Below are 16,056 nucleotides of genomic sequence, written 5' to 3'. Positions count from 1 at the left end.
CGGCCCGACCTTCACCTTTGGACGCGCGGCGTCTAGGGTCCGGCCATGCGGATTCTGAACGCCGACCAGGCCGTCCTGGACCATGTCGCCGGGCGACGTGACGCCATCATCGGCCGCACCATCGACTGGGCGAACATCAACTCCGGCAGCCGCAACGCCGCCGGGTTGAACGCCGTGCTGGACGCGCTGGAGACTGAGGCCCGGCTCCTGCCTGCCACGGTCGAACGCATCCCGACCCAGGGCTCCACCACCGTCGCCGACGACGGATCGGTGCGGACCGAGGCCCACGCCGACGCCCTGAAGATCACCGCCCGGCCGGAGGCGCCGATCCAAGTGGTCCTGACCGGCCACTACGACACCGTCTTCCCCGCCGACAGCCGCTTCCAGACCGTGACGACGCGCCCGGACGGCGCTCTGAACGGTCCCGGCGTCGCTGACATGAAGGGCGGCATCAGCGTGCTTCTGGCCGCGCTCGAAGCCTTCGAGACCCACCCCGACCGTCACGGCGTGGGCTGGACCGTTCTGCTGAGCCCGGACGAAGAGATCGGCTCGCCCGCCTCCGCCCCCCTGCTGGCCGAATTGGGCGCGCGCGGCCATGTCGGCCTGACCTATGAGCCGGCCTTGGCGGACGGCACCCTGGCGGGGGCGCGCAAGGGCAGCGGCAACTATCACCTGATCGTCACGGGCAAGGCCGCCCACGCCGGCCGGGCCTTCGACGAAGGCCGCAATGCGGTGGCGGGCGCCGCCATGATCGCCGCCGCCCTGCACGGGCTGAACGGCCGGCACGAAGGCGTCACCGTGAACGTCGCCAAAATCTCCGGCGGCGCCGCCCTGAACGTCGTCGCCGACAACGCCGTGGTCCGCTTCAACGTGCGGGCGCCGGACAAGGCCGCCGCCGACTGGATCGACGCCTCAGTCCGCGCCATCGCGTCCGCGCCGCCGTTCGAGGGCCTGACGCTGGATCTGCACGGCGGCTTCACCCGCGCGCCCAAGCCGATGGACGCCGCCCAGACCGCCCTGTTCGAAGCGGTGAAGGAAGCCGGCGCCCTCTTGGGCCAGTCCATCGCCTGGAAACCCTCTGGCGGCGTCTGCGAGGGCAACAATCTCCACGCCGCCGGCCTGCCCAATATCGACACCCTGGGCGTCCGCGGCGGCGACATCCATTCGGACCAGGAGTTCGCCTGGCCCGACAGCTTCGTCGAACGCGCCCAGCTCAGCGCCCTGATCCTGTGCAAGATCGCCTCGGGCGAGATCGACGCGGCCAAACTCAAAGCCCTTCGGATGGAAACTCTCTGAATGCTCGTCGTCCGTCCCGCCGGCCCAGCCGACCTCGACCACCTGCTCGAACTCGCCATCCTGTCCGGCCCCGGCTTCACCAGCCTGCCCGAGGATCCCGACGCCCTGGCCGAACGGCTGGACCTCAGCCAGGCCAGTTTCGAGGGTCGGGTTCCCTGGCAGGAGGCCTGGTACACATTGATGCTGGAGGACGGCGACACGGGCGACATCGACGGCGTCGGCTCGGTCAAGGCGACCGTTGGGCTGAAGCGGCCCTTCTTCTCGTTCCGCGTGGTCAACAACACCGTCCAGTCGCCGTCGCTGGGGGTGAAGCTGGACCATCAGACCCTGGTGCTGGTCAATGAATGCACCGGCTGGACCGAGGTCGGGTCGCTGTTCCTGAAGGCGGATCGGCGAAAGGGCGGCGCCGGCCGTCTGCTCAGCCAGTCGCGATACATGCTGATCGGCGCCCAGCCCGACCTGTTCGCCGACATGGTTCTGGCCGAACTGCGCGGCGTCTTCACCCCCGACGGCGCCTGCCCCTTCTGGGACCATGTGGCCCACAAATTCTTCCCGATGGAGTTCGACGACGCCGACCGGATGACCGGCTCCACCGACAAACAGTTCATCCTCGACCTGGCGCCGCGCCATCCGATCTATGTCGAACTGCTGCCGGAACCGGCGCGTGCGGTGATCGGCAAGGTCCATCCGCAGGGCGTGCCCGCCATGGCCCTGCTGGAAAGCGAAGGGTTCCGGCCCAACGGCTTGGTGGACATCTTCGACGCCGGTCCGACGGTGGCCTGCGGCCGCGACAATATCCGCACCGTGCGCGACGCCCGCCGACTGAAGGTCGAGTTGGTCGATACGGTCCAGGCTGAACTGCCGGCCCTGATCTCGACCGACAGCGTCGCCGCCTTCCGCGCCGTCCGCGCCAAGGCCGACATCGAGGGCGACATCGCCCGCCTGACCGCCGAAACCGCCGCCGCGCTCAAGGTCCGCAGCGGAGACACTGTGCGAGTAAAATCATGACCCGTTTCACCTCCACCGATCCCGCCACCGAAGCCGTCAACTGGGAGGGCGAGGCCGCCTCTCCCGCCCAGGTACAGACCGCCGTGGACGCCGCCCGCGCCGCCTTCCCCGCCTGGGCCGACCGCCCGCGCCAGGACCGGATCGACGCCGTCAAGCGCTATCAGACCGTGCTGAAGGACCGCGCGCCCCAGATCGCCGAGGCCATCGCCCGCGAGACCGGCAAGCCGCTGTGGGAAACCAAGACCGAAGCCGCCGCCATGATCGGCAAGGTGGACATCTCGATCCGCGCCTATGACGAACGCACCGGCGAACGGACCAGCGACACCGCCTTCGGCCGCGCGACCCTGCGGCATCGACCGCACGGCGTGGCGGCGGTCCTGGGCCCGTTCAACTTCCCCGGTCACCTGCCCAACGGCCATATCGTCCCCGCCCTGCTGGCGGGCGACACCGTCGTCTTCAAGCCGTCGGAGGAGACCCCCCTGGTCGGTCAGGTGATGGCCGAAGCCTTCGCCGCCGCCGACCTGCCGACCGGCGTGGTCAATGTGGTCCAGGGCGGCCGCGAGACCGGCGCGGCCCTGCTGGACGCCGGGATCGACGCCCTGATGTTCACCGGTTCCGGCGCGGCGGGCGCCCACTTCCGGCGCAAGTTCGCCGACGATCCCCACGTCATCCTGGCGCTGGAGCTGGGCGGCAACAATCCGCTGGTCGTCTGGGATGCGTCGGATGCCGAAGCCGTGGCGGGCATAGCGGTGCAGTCCGCCTTCATCACCACCGGCCAGCGCTGTTCCTGCGCCCGCCGCCTGATCGTGCCGGAAGGGGCTCAAGGCGATGCGATCGTCGAAGCCATCGCCGCCCTGTCCGACCGCCTGATCTTCGGCCCCTGGGACAGCGACCCCGAACCCTACGCCGGGCCGCTGATCTCGGCCCGCGCCGCCGAGGCCGCGCTGAAGGCGCTGCAACAGCGGATCGACGCGGGCGCCAAGGTGATCCGCGCCTCGGGCCCCGTCGCCAACCTGCCCGGCGCCTTCGTCAAGCCGGCCATCATCGACGTGACCGGGGTCGACGTTCCCGACGAGGAGATGTTCGCCCCCTTCCTGTCGGTGATCCGCGTCCCGACCTTCGACGCCGCGATCCAGGCGGCCAACGCCACCCGCTACGGCCTGTCCGCCGGTCTGGTCAGCGACGATCCGGCCAACTGGGACCATTTCATCCGCCGCATCCGCGCGGGCGTGGTCAACTTCAACCGTCCGACCACCGGCGCCGCCGGCGACATGCCCTTCGGCGGCCTGGGCGCCAGCGGCAATCACCGCCCCAGCGCCTACTACGCCACCGACTATTGCGCCTATCCGGTCGCCAGCTTCGAGGCCGACGCGGTCGCCAACATCGAAGGCGAGATCAAGGGGCTGCTATGACCACCGCCGTCGAAGCCAACGCCGACGGCCTGATCGGGCCGACCCACTCCTACGCCGGTTTGTCGCCGGGCAATCTGGCCTCAAGCCTGAACAAGGGCGAGGCGTCAAATCCCCGCGCGGCGGTGCTGCAGGGGTTGGACAAGATGAAGACCCTGGCGGACCTGGGCCTGCCCCAGTTCGTCCTGCCGCCGCATGAGCGGCCCAATATCCCCTTCCTGCGCACCCTGGGCTTCACCGGCTCGGACGCCCAGGTGCTGGAACAGGCCTGGAAGGATGCGCCGTCCTTCGCCGCCGCCGCCTGCTCCGCCTCGCCCATGTGGGCCGCCAATGCTGCGACCGTGACGCCGAGCGCCGACGCCGCCGACGGGCGGGTGCACTTCACCCCCGCCAATCTGGTCACAAACCTGCACCGGTCGCTGGAACACCAGCAGACCAAACGGGCGCTGGACGCCCTCTTCCCCGACCCGGAGCGGTTCGCCGTCCATGACGCCCTGCCCTCCGTCGCCCATCTGGCCGACGAAGGCGCCGCCAATCATGTCCGTCTGTGCACGGAGCATAGCGCGCCGGGCGTCAATCTGCTGGTCTGGGGCCGAGAGGCGTTCGAGCCCTGGGACGGCCCCTACCCCGCGCGCCAGACGCGCGAAGCCTCTCAGGCGATCGCCCGTCGGCATGCGGCCGGGCGCCCGGTTTTGGCTCAGCAGTCGAAAGCCGCCATCGCCGGCGGAACCTTCCACAATGACGTGGTCTGCGTCGGCGCGCTGGAGACCCTCTTCTTCCACGACCTCGCCTTCGAGGACACGGCCGCGACCCAGGACGACATCCGCCGCGCCGCCGACGGCCTGTTCGACCCGATCTTCGTCGAGGTCTCGTCCGCCGACCTGCCCCTGGCCGACGCCATCAGCTCCTATCTGTTCAACTCCATGCTGATCCAGGTTCCGGGCGATGACCGCCTGACCCTGATCTGCCCGACCGAGACGCGCGACAATCCGCGCAGCCATGCGGTGGCGCAAGCCCTGGCCGCCTCCAACGGCCCCATCGGCCAGGTCCGCTATGTCGACGTGCGCCAGTCGATGCGCAACGGCGGCGGCCCCGCCTGTCTGCGCCTGCGGGTCGTCCTGAACGCGGCGGAACTGGCCGCGACCAACCCGGCCATGCGCCTGACCGACGCCCTGTACGCCCGACTGTCAGACTGGGCGCGCCGCTGGTACCGCGACGAACTGCGTCCCGCCGACCTGGCCGATCCCGCCCTGCTGGACGAGAGCCGGGGGGCGCTGGACGAACTGACGGCGATCTTGCAGTTGGGCGGCGGCTTCTATCCGTTCCAGCAGGTTTGAAATGAAGGCCCTCTCCCGCTTGCGGGAGAGGTGGCCCGTCGTTCGCGCAGCGAACCAGGGTCGGAGAGGGAAGTCCACTCAGACGGAAGACTTCCCCCATCGTCAGGCGTGTCGCTGCGCGCCACGACCTGACACTTCCCCCGCGAGCGGGGGAAGGCCTTCTAGGCCGCGAACCGCCCGCCCTTGGCCGCATAGGCCTGGGTGCCGCGCGTGAACACCTGATCGCCGGGCAGGACGGAATCGATCGGCAGATCGGCCTGCCCCTTCAGCGCCGCATAGACCGGGCCGAAGTCCTTCAGCGTCTCGTCCTTCAGGGCTTCCAGACTGTCGATGACGAAATAGACCTGCTGGAAGTCGTCGATTCGATAGAGGGTCCGCATGACCCGCTCCAGGTCGAAGCCCAGGCGGTTCGGCGACGGATCATCCAGCGCAAAGACGCTCTCGGTCGCCGAGGAGACGATGCCGGCGCCGTAGATGCGCAAGGCCCCCGCCTCCTTCATCAGGCCGAACTCGACCGTGTACCAATAAAGCCGCGCCAGATTGGGCAACATGCCCAGGCCCGCCGCCCGCTGTCCGCCCTTGCCATAGGCCTCCATATAGGCGGCGAAGTCCGGGTCGGTCAGCATGGGCACATGGCCGAAGACGTCGTGGAAGATGTCGGGTTCTTGCAGATAGTCGAGCTGGTCCGGCTTCCTGATGAACTGGCCCGAGACGAAGCGGCGGTTGGCCATATGGTCGAAGAAGACCTCGTCCGGCACCAGCCCCGGCACGCAGACCACGGTCCAGCCGGTCAGGGCCTGAAGCTTGGGATTGATGACCTCAAAGTCGGGAATGCCGCCCGCGTTCAGGTCGAGCGCGTCCAGACCGCGCAGGAAGGCGTCGCAGGCGCGTCCCGGCAGGATCTTCATCTGACGAGCGTACAGGGTGTCCCAGGTGCGGTGTTCGACCTCGGTATAGGCGTCCCAGTTCTGCGGGATGGTCCAGTCGGCGGCCGCCCCTTCCGGGGGCTTTTCAAATACATGTTCGAAGTCGGACATGGAGCGCTCCTCTTTGCCCCATCCTAACCCTCCGCCCGCGCCCGTTCCATCGCTTCCTCAGTGGATGCCGGCATGGAGCGGCGCATGATGGCCCTGTTCATCAACGGTGAACCAGCGTCGAACGTCGTCCGTCAGCAGCGCCGACCGACCGTCTTCCAGAACCGATTCCGCCGCATAGGCGACGAAACCGCCGTCCTCGCCCAGGGCGAAGATGCGATAGAAGGGTTGATCCGGCGAGACCGCGCCGGTGTCGGAGGCCGGCCCCTGATAGGCCGGATCGACATCCATCACCACGCCGCGAAAGGCGTCGTCGCGGTGGCGCACCATATGGCCGATGGCGAACCGGGCTGTGTGAATCTGGGTCATGCTCCCTGTTACGCTTGGCCGGATGACCCTGACGCCACAGACCTGTTCATCTTCCTGACAGAATGGCTTGGCGCGGACGATCTTGCCGGGCTAGGTTGATCGGGACGGGCGCCGCTTTGGACCGCCCACATCGGAATGACGGCCCATGCCGGAGACCCACGGCGCGCCCCGACGGCGCGACGAGCGGTCCCAGCCTTCCCGCGAGCGGGATGCGTCGGGTCGGGACGCGCCCCTGTATGGCGCGCTCGATCTGGGGACCAACAATTGCCGGCTGCTGATCGCCAGACCGTCCCGCGACGGTTTTCGGGTGGTCGACAGCTTCAGCCGTATCGTGCGGCTGGGCGAGGGCCTGTCGCGGACAGGGCGGCTGGACACGCGCGCCATGGACCGAGCCTATGACGCCTTGGCCCTTTGCGCCGAGCGGATCGTCAGGAAGGGCGTGGATCCGGTCAGGCTGAGCGCGGTGGCCACCCAGGCCTGCCGGGCGGCCGAGAACGGGGCCGAGTTCATCGACAGGGTCCGCAAGGGCACCGGCCTGCGGCTGCGGATCATCGATCCGGCCGAAGAGGCGCGGCTGGCGGTCGAGGGCTGTCTGAACCTGATCGACCCGAAGGCCGAGGGGGTGGTGATCATCGACGTGGGCGGGGGGTCGACCGAACTGTCCTGGCTGAGGCGCGACGGGCCGAACTGGAAGACCACCGACTGGATGTCGGCGGCCCTGGGGGTCGTCACCCTGGCGGAGCGGCATCCCGAACCCGAAGGGGCCAGTCCTGCGGACCACGCCCAATGGTATGAGACCATGGTCGCCGACATGGGCGCGGCCCTGGCCGGAGGCGGCGTCGAGGATCCCGAGATGCTGGACCTGCTGCGGCGAAACCGCGCCCATCTGATCGGGACATCGGGCGCCATCACCAGTCTGGCGGGCATCCATCTGAAGCTGCCCCGCTACAACCGCGACCGGGTCGACGGCCTGTGGATGACCCGGGCCGAATGCGAGGCGGCGGCGGAGCGGCTGAAGCGGCTGGGGCCGGACGGGCGCGCCAAGGAGGCCTGTATCGGGCCGGATCGGGCCGATCTGGTCCTGGCGGGGGCGGCGATCCTTGAGGCGATACAGCGCGCCTGGCCGTCAGAGCGTGTCAGGGTGGCGGATCGCGGCCTGCGCGAGGGCCTGCTGCTGCAACAGATGCGGGCGGACAAGGCCCCGCCCAAACGCCGCAGGCGGCGTCGGGGCCGGGGGCGAGGACCTGGCGGCGCCTGACGCACCGTCTCCTCCCCACGACGTGGGGAGGTGGCGCGACGCCTCTTCGCGTCGTGACGGAGGGGTTCTTCCCGCATCGCAGACGCCTGTGCGGCGTCCAGACACCCTCCACCACGCTTCGCGCGCCCCCCTCCCCATTGCATGGGGAGGAGACAGTGCGGGCTCAGCCCGCCGTGGCCACCCGCACCGGCAGGTCGATGTCGCAGACTGAGAAGTCCGCGCCCTTGGCCTGGCGCGCCTCATCGACCAGGGCGCGGAAGGCGGGCGAGGCGGGATTCAGCATCTGAACCGCCGGGCGTTCGGCGGCGGGCAGGTCGGAGGCCAGGCGGACGCGGGTCATCCGGTCGGGATCGGTCACGATGCCGCTGGGCTCCGGACTGGCCTTCAGGGCGCGGACCACCTCAAGCCCCACGACCACCCGCCCCCAGACGGTGTAACGCTTGTCCAGGGCGGGATAGGGCTGGCGCATCAGGAAGAACTGGCTGTTGGCGGTGTCATTGCCCTCGTCGCGCGCCATGCCGGCCACGCCGGGGCAATAGAGACCCCAGCCGTGGACCTTGCGATCCGAGGTGCCGGCCATCAAGGCGTCGGGCTGGGTCTGGACCGGAATGGAATGATAGAAGCCGACCAAGGCCCCGGCCGGCGCCGCCACGGGGGTGAAGGCCATGTCCGGCCCACGCCGGAAGGTGAACTCGGCCTTCAGGTCGGGATACCAGCTCTGGCCGTCGCCGGTGCCGAGGGGATCGCCGGTCTGGGCCATGAACCAGTCGATGACCCGATGCCAGGCCAGATTGTCGTAGAAGCCGCGCGAGGCCAGCAGCTTGATCCGCTCGACATGGGCCGGGGCGATCTCGGGCGCCAGCTCGACCAGAATCCGCCCCTTGGTCGTGTCGATGACCAGCAGATTGTCGGGGGCGACGGCGCGCCATTCGGTCGGGCCGGGCGGCGGCGGCGGCGCGGCCGCCTCCTGCGCCTGGGCGGCCCCGGTCAGCAGGGCGGCCAGCCCTGCGGCGATCAACGTCTTGCGAAAGATCATCACCCCTCCCCTGTCGCGTCTCAGCCCCCGACGACCTCGGCCACCGGCTGGACGTCGCAGATGGTGAAGCCGCCGCCGCGCGCGGTGCGGGCCGCGGCGATCCGTTCGGCGAAGGCGGCGCCGGCGGGGTTCAGCACCCGCACGGTCGGGCGTTCGCCCTCGGGCAGGGCCGAGGCCATGCGGACCTTGGTCATCACATCAGGATTGGCCACCTTGCCGTCTTCCGCGTCGGAGCCCTTGTTCAGCTTGTTGACGACGTCCAGGCCCGAGACCACGCGGCCGAAGGCGGTGTAGGCGCCGTTCAACTGGTCCCTTTCGCCCATCATCAGGAAGAACTGGCTGTTGGCGCTGTCGGGCGAACCCGCCCGCGCCATGCCCAGAACGCCGGGGCAGAACAGGCCGTGGGCCGCGACCTTGAAGTCGGCGGTGACCATCATCTGAGCGTCCGGCTGGGTCTCGACCGGCAGGACGCCGACCAGGCCGCGCACGCCCTGACCGGCGTTCGGCACGGCGACGAAGCCGGCGTCGCGGCCGCGTCGGAAGCTGAACTCGGCCTTCAGGTCGGGCAGGTCGCTGCCGCCCTCGCCCGTGCCCTGGGGGTCGCCGGTCTGGGCCATGAAGTCGGGGATGACGCGGTGGAATTTCAGCCCGTCATAGAAGCCCTGGTCAGCCAGGGTGCGGATGCGTTCAGCGTGACTGGGCGCCGCCACCGGCGTCAGTTCGACCAGGATCCGCCCCTTCGACGTGTCGATGACCAGCAGATTCTCGGGCGCGACGGTGCGCCAGTCAGAGGCGGGCGCCTGAACCTGAGCCTGGGCTTGGGCCAAGGCCGGAGCCTGGGCCGAAGCCGTCGCCAGAAGAGCGGCGGCCGCCGCCGCGATCGCACCAAGACGCATTGCCGAACTCATCCCTTGTTCTTGACCTTGTCCCGCACGCGCGCGGCGATGGCGGGGCTGACGAAACTGTCGATCGCGCCGTCCAGACGGGCGATCTCCTTGACCAGGCGCGAGGCGATGGCCTGATGCCGAGGATCGGCCATCAGAAAGACCGTCTCGATGTCCTGATTGAGGCGCTGGTTCATGGCCGTCATCTGGAACTCGTATTCGAAATCGGCGACCGCGCGCAAACCTCGGATGATGACATTGGCGTTCAGCTCTTCCGCAAAATGCATCAGCAAGGTCGAAAAGGGCTGGACCACGATGTCCCCGCCCAGGCTCGCGACCTCGGCCCGAAGCATCTCGACCCGCTCGGCCGTGCTGAACAACGGTCCCTTCTCGTCATTCTGGGCCACGCCGATGACGACCCGATCGACCAGCTTCAGGGCCCGTTTGATGATGTCGGTGTGGCCGTTCGTGACCGGATCGAAGGTGCCCGGATAAAGTCCGATGCGCATGGCGTTTCTCCCCGGCCTGTCGCCTGCTGTCGGGGGTGACTTAGCAGGTGCGAAATCAACGGCCTAGACGGCTGACGCGATCGTCATGCGTCATCGGCGACGGATTGAGGCGCCTGCGAGGTCCAGGCCCGGTTGAGCCGCTCAAGGACGGCGGGATCATTGCCGAACGTCGCGTCGTCAACATGAGTGATTGGACACACGGGTGTGGCGCTGTTGCACAGGAAGGCGCCGTCGAAATCCGCGAATTCGGACACATGCACCGGGCGGGTCTGAGACGACAGCCCCTGCCCAGCCAGCCCCCGGTCGATCAGGACCTGGGTCACGCCCGCCAGCATCGGCGCTTGGGGCCAGACAATGCGATCCCCCTGAATGAAGCCGATGTTCCAGGTCACCCCTTCGGACACATGACCCTGATCATCGACGAACAGGGCGTCGTCAAAGCCCGCCGCCCGCGCACTGCGGCGCGCGCGCGTGGCGCCGAAGGTGGCGACATGTTTCAGGTGCGCCGGCTCGCGCTCGTACTTGACGGTCGTCACCCGCATTTGGGCGGCCAAGGGCGGCGGGGGCGGCGAGACGACGGTCATCACCTTGGGCCGCCCGACGAAGGATGGATTGCGATGGCCGATCTCGGGCGAGAACAGGCTGACGCGCAGCCAGCAGGCGTCGCGACCTTCGACGGCGAGCGCCGTCAGACGCCGGACCTCGGCCTCGCCGGGGCTTTCGCCGAACAGTTCGACGGCGGCCTGATCCAGCCGGGCGAGATGCAGGTCGAGCCCCCGGACCCCGCCATGCTCGACGCGGAAGGAGGTGTAGGCGCCGTAGTTGACCAGGGCCTGGTGCGCCAGGTCGTCAGGGGCGGCGGGAAGGCCGTCGATCAGGATCGACATTATCGGTATGTACCTATATATAAAGTTATATAACTTTGGAGTTGCCGAAATGTCGGTCTACGCCCCGCTGGAATACCGCCTCGCCCAAACGAAGCAAAACGCCCTCACTCTGTCGTTCGAAGAGATCGAAGCCCTGCTGGGCCGAAAGCTTCCCCAATCCGCCTATGACGAGCGGATAAGGCGTCAATGGTGGGCCAATACCGACACCCATGTTCAGGCCAAGGCCTGGCTGAAAGCGGGCCGCAAGGCCAAGCTCAATCCCGCTCGGAACGAGGTCACCTTCGTAAAGGAACAGACCGAAACGGGGGTAGAGGGCGCCCTTCTATCCTTGGCCGCCCTGACGCCCGCTGCGCGCAGTTTAGTGGAGCGCACCTGTCAGGAGCGCGGCGTCGATCTTGGAACGGCCGTCGCCCTCCTGTTGAACGAAACCGCACGAAGCCGGAACGAGGCCTTTCTGGACCGGATGGACCGCTCACGCAGTCGCTCGATCTATTCCAGCGTTTCCAGCGTCGATCTGATCCGGGAAGATCGCGATGGCCGATGAGGTGGTGATCGACGCCTCGGTCTTTGCGGCAGCCCTGTTCGACGAGGAACATTCCGCCGCCGCCAGACGGTTTCTGGGCGACTGCGTAAGCTCGGAGCGGATCATGATCGCGTCCGACCTGATGCCGCTCGAAATCGCCAGCATAGCGGCGAAGAAGGTCTGGCGAGGCGAATGCTCCGAGCAACTCGGGGCTGAAGCCGTAGATACGGCGCGGGGCATGATGGCCATGCCGGTATCACTGCCGGACCTGTTGGGGCGCGCCTACGACCTGGCCGCGCGTCACCGGTTTTCCGTCTATGACGCGACCTATATCGCTTTGGCGGAAGTGCGAGACAGCCAGGTCGCGACGCTGGACGCCCGACTGGTTCGACGCGCCGAGGCGGAAGGCTTCGCCGACCGCCTCGTGCTCGTCGCCTGATCAGGCCTCGCCGCCCTCTTCACCGGCGGCGTCCGCCTCATCCGCCCCGCCGCTTTCCGGCAGGCGTTCGACCGAGACGACCCTTTCGTCCTTGCCGGTGCGGAAGATGGTGACGCCCTGGCTGGAGCGGCCGACGATGCGGACCTGATCCACGCGGGTGCGGATCATCTGACCGCCCGATGTGACCAGCAGCAGATCGTCGGTCTCCTCGACCGGGAAGGCCGCCGCCAGTCGCGCGCCCGCGCGGCCGCCCAGGCCATGGGCCGTCAGACCCTGGCCGCCGCGACCGGTGCGACGATACTCATAGGCCGAGGACCGCTTGCCGAAGCCGGTTTCCGTGACCGTCAGGATGAACTGTTCGGCGGCGCCCAGTTCGGCGATGCGCTCGGGCGAGATCGGGGCCTCGGCGACGTCGTCCTCGGCCTCGACGGTCGCCGGCTCGTCTTCGCCCTCGGCGCCGGCCAGGGCCTTGCGCATGGCGTTGGCGTGTTTGACGTAGGCGGCGCGTTCTTCCGGCGTGGCGTCGACGCGGCCCAGGATGGCCATGGAGATGACCTCGTCCCCGTCCTGTAGACGCACGCCCCGGACGCCGGTCGAATCCCGGCCCTTGAACACCCGCACGTCATCGGCCTTGAAGCGGATGGCGCGGCCCAGGGCCGTGGTCAGCAGCACGTCGTCGTCCGCCGTGCACAGGCCGACGCCGACCATGCGGTCGTCGCCTTCCAGCTTCATGGCGATCTTGCCGGCGCGGTTGACCGTGGCGAAGTCCGACAGCTTGTTGCGGCGCACATCGCCCGAGCGGGTGGCGAACATGATGTCGTAGTCGCCCCAGGTCGTCTCGTCCTCAGGCAGGGGCAGGACGTTCATGATGCTGTCGCCCGGCTCGATGGGCAGCAGATTGACGAAGGCCTTGCCGCGCGACTGCGGATTGCCCAGCGGCAGGCGCCAGGTCTTCAGCTTATAGGCCTTGCCGTTGGTGGCGAAGAACAGGACCGGGGTGTGGGTCGAGGCGCTGAACACGCCGGTGATGGCGTCCTCGTCCTTCATGGCCATGCCCGAACGGCCCTTGCCGCCGCGATGCTGGGTCCGATAGGCGTTCAGGGCCACGCGCTTGACATAGCCGCCGTGGGTGACGGTGACGACCATATCCTCGCGCGGGATCAGGTCCTCGTCCTCCATCTCGCCGTCGCCTTCCCCGATCAGGGTGCGGCGCGGCACGGCGAACTTGTCCTTCACGTCGATCAGGTCGTCGCGAATGATGGCCAGGACGTTCTTGCGGTCCGACAGGATGGTCAGGTGGCCCTGGATGGTGTCGGCCAGGCCGTGCGCCTCGCCGAAGATGTCGTCGCGGCCCAGGCCGGTCAGACGCGACAGGGTCAGGGCCAGGATGGCGCGAGCCTGTTCGTCGGTCAGGCGGATCTTGTCGCCCTCGACGATCACGCTGCGCGGGTCGGCGATCAGCTCGACCAGGGCCATCATGTCGCCGACGGGCCAGGCCTTGCCTTGCAGCCGCTCGCGCGCCTCGGTCGGATCGGCCGAGGAGCGGATGATGTGGATGACCTCGTCGATATTGGCGACGGCGACGGCGAGACCGACCAGGACGTGGCCGCGGTCGCGGGCCTTGTTCAGCTCGAACTTGACGCGGCGGACCACCACCTCCTCGCGGAAGTCGAGGAAGGCTTCCAGAAGAGCGCGCAGGCCCATCTGCTCCGGTCGGCCGTGGTTCAGCGCCAGCATGTTGACGCCGAACGAGCTCTGCATGGCGGTGTAGCGCCACAGCTGGTTCAGGATGACGTCGCCCGAGGCGTCCCGTTTCAGCTCGATGACGATCCGCATGCCCTGACGGTCGGATTCGTCGCGAACGTCGGAGACGCCCTCCAGACGCTTCTCGCGAACCATTTCGGCGATGCGCTCGATCAGCGTCTGTTTGTTGACCTGGTAGGGCAGTTCGGTGACGACGATGGCCTCGCGATCCTTGCGGATCTCCTCGATCGAGGCGCGGCCGCGCACGACGACCGAGCCGCGACCGTCGCGCAGCGCATTGCGCGGCGCGGTGCGGCCCATGATCTCGCCGCCGGTGGGGAAGTCCGGGCCGGGCACGATGTCCAAAAGGGCGTCGTCCGAAACGTTGGGATCATCCAGCAGGGCCAGGGCCGCATCGACGACCTCGCCCAGATTATGGGGCGGGATGTTGGTCGCCATGCCGACGGCGATGCCGCCCGCGCCGTTGACCAGCAGATTCGGGATTCGGCTGGGCAGGACGACCGGCTCCAGCTCCTTCTCGTCATAGTTCGGCTGGAAATCGACCGTGTCCTTGTCGATGTCGGCCATCAGGGCCGTGGCGGCCGGCGCCATCCGGCACTCGGTGTAACGCATCGAGGCCGGCATATCGCCGTCAACCGAGCCGAAGTTCCCCTGCCCGTCGACCAGCATCAGCCCCATGGAGAAGGGCTGGGCCATCCGCACCAGGGCCATATAGACCGAGGCGTCGCCGTGGGGGTGGAACCGCCCCAGCACGTCGCCGACCACGCGCGCGCATTTCGAATAGCTGCGCTCGGGCGTCATGTTCAGGTCGTGCATCGAATAGAGGATGCGACGGTGAACCGGCTTCAGCCCGTCACGGGCGTCAGGCAGGGCGCGGCTGACGATCACGCTCATGGCGTAGTCGAGGTACGAACGCTTCAGTTCGTCCTCGATGGTGATCGTGGAAATGTCTGAGCCGCCGCCTCCCGGAACAATCGGAGTTGCGGCGTTTTCGTAGCTGTCGTCGGTCAAGGAAGCGTGGCTTTATGCGGCCGGAATCGGAACGTGATCCGCTGTCGCGTTTTCTAGCATTCTAGGACTGCGGTGGCAAAGCGACGCCGCCGTGAAAGCCCGTCTCTGAAAGGACTTTCCACATGCACGCCAAGACCCTCGCCTTCGCCGTCGCCCTGGCGTCTCCCCTGGCCTTCACCGCAGCCTGCGCCGCGACCGGCAACGCCCCCCAGACCCAGGCCGAGCGCTCCCCGGTCGGTGCGGCGGGACAGGCAGTCTTGGTCAACGCCTCGGGCGCCAACATCGGTCGCGTCGATTTGCGTCAGGGGCCGACCGGCCTGGTGATCAGGGTCGAGGCTTCCGGCCTGACGCCGGGCTGGCACGGCATCCACATCCATGCGACGGGCGCCTGCGCCGCCCCCTTCACCTCGTCCGGCGGCCATATCAACCACAGCGAGCCCAAGGCCCCGCACGGCCTGCTGAACGCCCAGGGGCCGGACGACGGCGATCTGCCGAACGTCTATGCGGGGGCGGACGGCAAGGTGAACGCCGAACTCTTCACCACCCGCGCGCGCATTTCCTCGGAAGGCCCCGGCCAGTGGCTGTGGGACGAAGACGGCTCGGCCATCATCATCCACGCCAATCCCGACGACCATTCGACCCAGCCGATCGGCGGCGCCGGCGATCGGGTGGCCTGTGCGGCCCTGAGCGCGAGCTGAGTTCTCTCGCCCTCCTGCGTCATCCCCGGGCCTGACCCCGAGGATGACGGGGGTGTGGCGTCATCGCCCCTTCTGGATCAGCAACCGCTCGATCATGCGGGTCTGTTCCTCCTGGCGGGCCGTCAGCTGCTCCACCTTGTCCAGCAAGGCCATGATCTCGATCTCGGCCTTCAGATTGACCTGATAGTCGTTGCTGGCGTCCAGCCGGTCCTTCGCCGCCTGGCGGTTCTGGCTCATCATGATCACGGGCGCCTGCACCGCCGCCAGCATGGACAGGACCAGGTTCAGGAAGATGAAGGGATAGGGATCGAAGGCGGCCTTGCGCAACAGCAGGTTCCCGGCGGTCCAGAGCGCCAGAAACACGCCGAAGGCGATGATGAAGGGCCAGGACCCGCCGAAGGCGGCGACCCGATCCGCCAGTCGGTCGCCGAAGGTCTGACGCCCCTGAAAGGCGGTGTTGACGTCCTCGGAAATGGGACGTCGGTCGGCGGTGCTCTGCATCACGCTGGCGGCGTTTGCGGGCAGATCGTGTTTGGCCTTGCCCAGCCAGCGGCGGGACAGATGGTCGGCGTCGATCGGGGCGTGGGACAAGGG

The 16,056-nt window shown here is 68.2% G+C and carries 16 protein-coding genes; 8 read left to right on the top strand and 8 right to left on the bottom strand.

Annotated features, from left to right (window positions below; genetic code table 11):
- The first annotated feature begins 45 nt into the window (after window positions 1–45).
- From GGQ93_RS15370 to astB, 4 genes are read left to right on the top strand one after another with little or no spacing between them, the layout of a single operon-like run.
- Window positions 46–1,296 carry a hydrolase gene (locus GGQ93_RS15370; RefSeq protein ID WP_183218216.1) on the top strand — a complete coding sequence of 417 codons (1,251 nt, stop codon included), beginning with the start codon at window positions 46–48 and terminating at the stop codon, window positions 1,294–1,296.
- Window positions 1,297–2,304 (top strand): arginine N-succinyltransferase, encoded by a 1,008-nt coding sequence (gene astA / locus GGQ93_RS15365; RefSeq protein WP_183218214.1) that lies wholly within the window; start codon window positions 1,297–1,299, stop codon window positions 2,302–2,304.
- Entirely contained in the window at window positions 2,301–3,716 is a 1,416-nt protein-coding gene (gene astD, locus GGQ93_RS15360; protein ID WP_183218212.1) for a succinylglutamate-semialdehyde dehydrogenase, read from the top strand. Before astA ends, astD begins: the two co-directional genes overlap by 4 nt.
- Window positions 3,713–5,050, top strand: coding sequence for an N-succinylarginine dihydrolase (astB, locus tag GGQ93_RS15355; RefSeq protein ID WP_183218210.1), 1,338 nt, complete (start codon window positions 3,713–3,715; stop codon window positions 5,048–5,050). The genes astD and astB overlap by 4 nt, the downstream gene beginning before the upstream one ends.
- A 161-nt stretch (window positions 5,051–5,211) precedes the next feature.
- Here the strand turns inward: astB and phhA are convergent, their stop codons facing one another.
- Both phhA and hspQ read right to left on the bottom strand, forming a co-directional pair.
- Window positions 5,212–6,087 carry a phenylalanine 4-monooxygenase gene (gene phhA, locus GGQ93_RS15350; protein WP_183218208.1) on the bottom strand — a complete coding sequence of 292 codons (876 nt, stop codon included), beginning with the start codon at window positions 6,085–6,087 and terminating at the stop codon, window positions 5,212–5,214.
- A gap of 57 nt (window positions 6,088–6,144) precedes the next feature.
- On the bottom strand, window positions 6,145–6,453 hold the full coding sequence (hspQ, locus tag GGQ93_RS15345; RefSeq protein ID WP_183218206.1) for a heat shock protein HspQ: 309 nt from the start codon (window positions 6,451–6,453) through the stop codon (window positions 6,145–6,147).
- Between the two features lie 145 nt (window positions 6,454–6,598).
- Between hspQ and GGQ93_RS15340 the strand changes: the two genes are divergently transcribed.
- Window positions 6,599–7,711 carry a Ppx/GppA phosphatase family protein gene (locus tag GGQ93_RS15340; protein ID WP_183218204.1) on the top strand — a complete coding sequence of 371 codons (1,113 nt, stop codon included), beginning with the start codon at window positions 6,599–6,601 and terminating at the stop codon, window positions 7,709–7,711.
- Window positions 7,712–7,874: 163 nt separating this feature from the next.
- Here the strand turns inward: GGQ93_RS15340 and GGQ93_RS15335 are convergent, their stop codons facing one another.
- The 4 genes from GGQ93_RS15335 to GGQ93_RS15320 form a co-directional block, all read right to left on the bottom strand.
- Window positions 7,875–8,747 carry a peptidylprolyl isomerase gene (locus GGQ93_RS15335; protein WP_183218202.1) on the bottom strand — a complete coding sequence of 291 codons (873 nt, stop codon included), beginning with the start codon at window positions 8,745–8,747 and terminating at the stop codon, window positions 7,875–7,877.
- A 20-nt stretch (window positions 8,748–8,767) separates the two neighbouring features.
- Complete coding sequence (locus GGQ93_RS15330; protein WP_183218200.1) at window positions 8,768–9,643, bottom strand: peptidylprolyl isomerase; 876 nt, start codon at window positions 9,641–9,643, stop codon at window positions 8,768–8,770.
- 8 nt (window positions 9,644–9,651) lie between these two features.
- Window positions 9,652–10,140, bottom strand: a complete 489-nt coding sequence (gene coaD / locus GGQ93_RS15325; protein ID WP_054765118.1) for a pantetheine-phosphate adenylyltransferase — start codon at window positions 10,138–10,140, stop codon at window positions 9,652–9,654.
- Window positions 10,141–10,223: 83 nt separating this feature from the next.
- Window positions 10,224–11,027 (bottom strand): aminotransferase class IV, encoded by an 804-nt coding sequence (locus GGQ93_RS15320; protein WP_183218198.1) that lies wholly within the window; start codon window positions 11,025–11,027, stop codon window positions 10,224–10,226.
- 49 nt (window positions 11,028–11,076) lie between these two features.
- On the opposite strand from GGQ93_RS15320, the gene GGQ93_RS15315 reads away from it, so the two are divergent.
- Complete coding sequence (locus tag GGQ93_RS15315; RefSeq protein ID WP_182714475.1) at window positions 11,077–11,571, top strand: DUF7662 domain-containing protein; 495 nt, start codon at window positions 11,077–11,079, stop codon at window positions 11,569–11,571.
- Window positions 11,561–11,989, top strand: coding sequence for a type II toxin-antitoxin system VapC family toxin (locus GGQ93_RS15310; RefSeq protein ID WP_182714474.1), 429 nt, complete (start codon window positions 11,561–11,563; stop codon window positions 11,987–11,989). Before GGQ93_RS15315 ends, GGQ93_RS15310 begins: the two co-directional genes overlap by 11 nt.
- Here GGQ93_RS15310 and gyrA read toward each other — a convergent pair whose 3' ends face one another.
- Window positions 11,990–14,764 (bottom strand): DNA gyrase subunit A, encoded by a 2,775-nt coding sequence (gene gyrA, locus GGQ93_RS15305; protein ID WP_183218196.1) that lies wholly within the window; start codon window positions 14,762–14,764, stop codon window positions 11,990–11,992.
- Between the two features lie 122 nt (window positions 14,765–14,886).
- Between gyrA and GGQ93_RS15300 the strand changes: the two genes are divergently transcribed.
- The gene (locus tag GGQ93_RS15300; protein ID WP_183218194.1) at window positions 14,887–15,462 is read left to right on the top strand and encodes a superoxide dismutase family protein; all 576 of its coding nucleotides are present in this window, start codon (window positions 14,887–14,889) and stop codon (window positions 15,460–15,462) included.
- A 60-nt stretch (window positions 15,463–15,522) separates the two neighbouring features.
- Here the strand turns inward: GGQ93_RS15300 and GGQ93_RS15295 are convergent, their stop codons facing one another.
- Window positions 15,523–16,053 (bottom strand): DUF1003 domain-containing protein, encoded by a 531-nt coding sequence (locus tag GGQ93_RS15295; RefSeq protein ID WP_224764363.1) that lies wholly within the window; start codon window positions 16,051–16,053, stop codon window positions 15,523–15,525.
- Window positions 16,054–16,056: the final 3 nt, after the last annotated feature.

The organism is Brevundimonas aurantiaca (genome assembly GCF_014199955.1).
Classification (GTDB): Bacteria; Pseudomonadota; Alphaproteobacteria; order Caulobacterales; family Caulobacteraceae; genus Brevundimonas; species Brevundimonas aurantiaca.
This window is presented reverse-complemented; position numbering and strand designations above follow the sequence as displayed.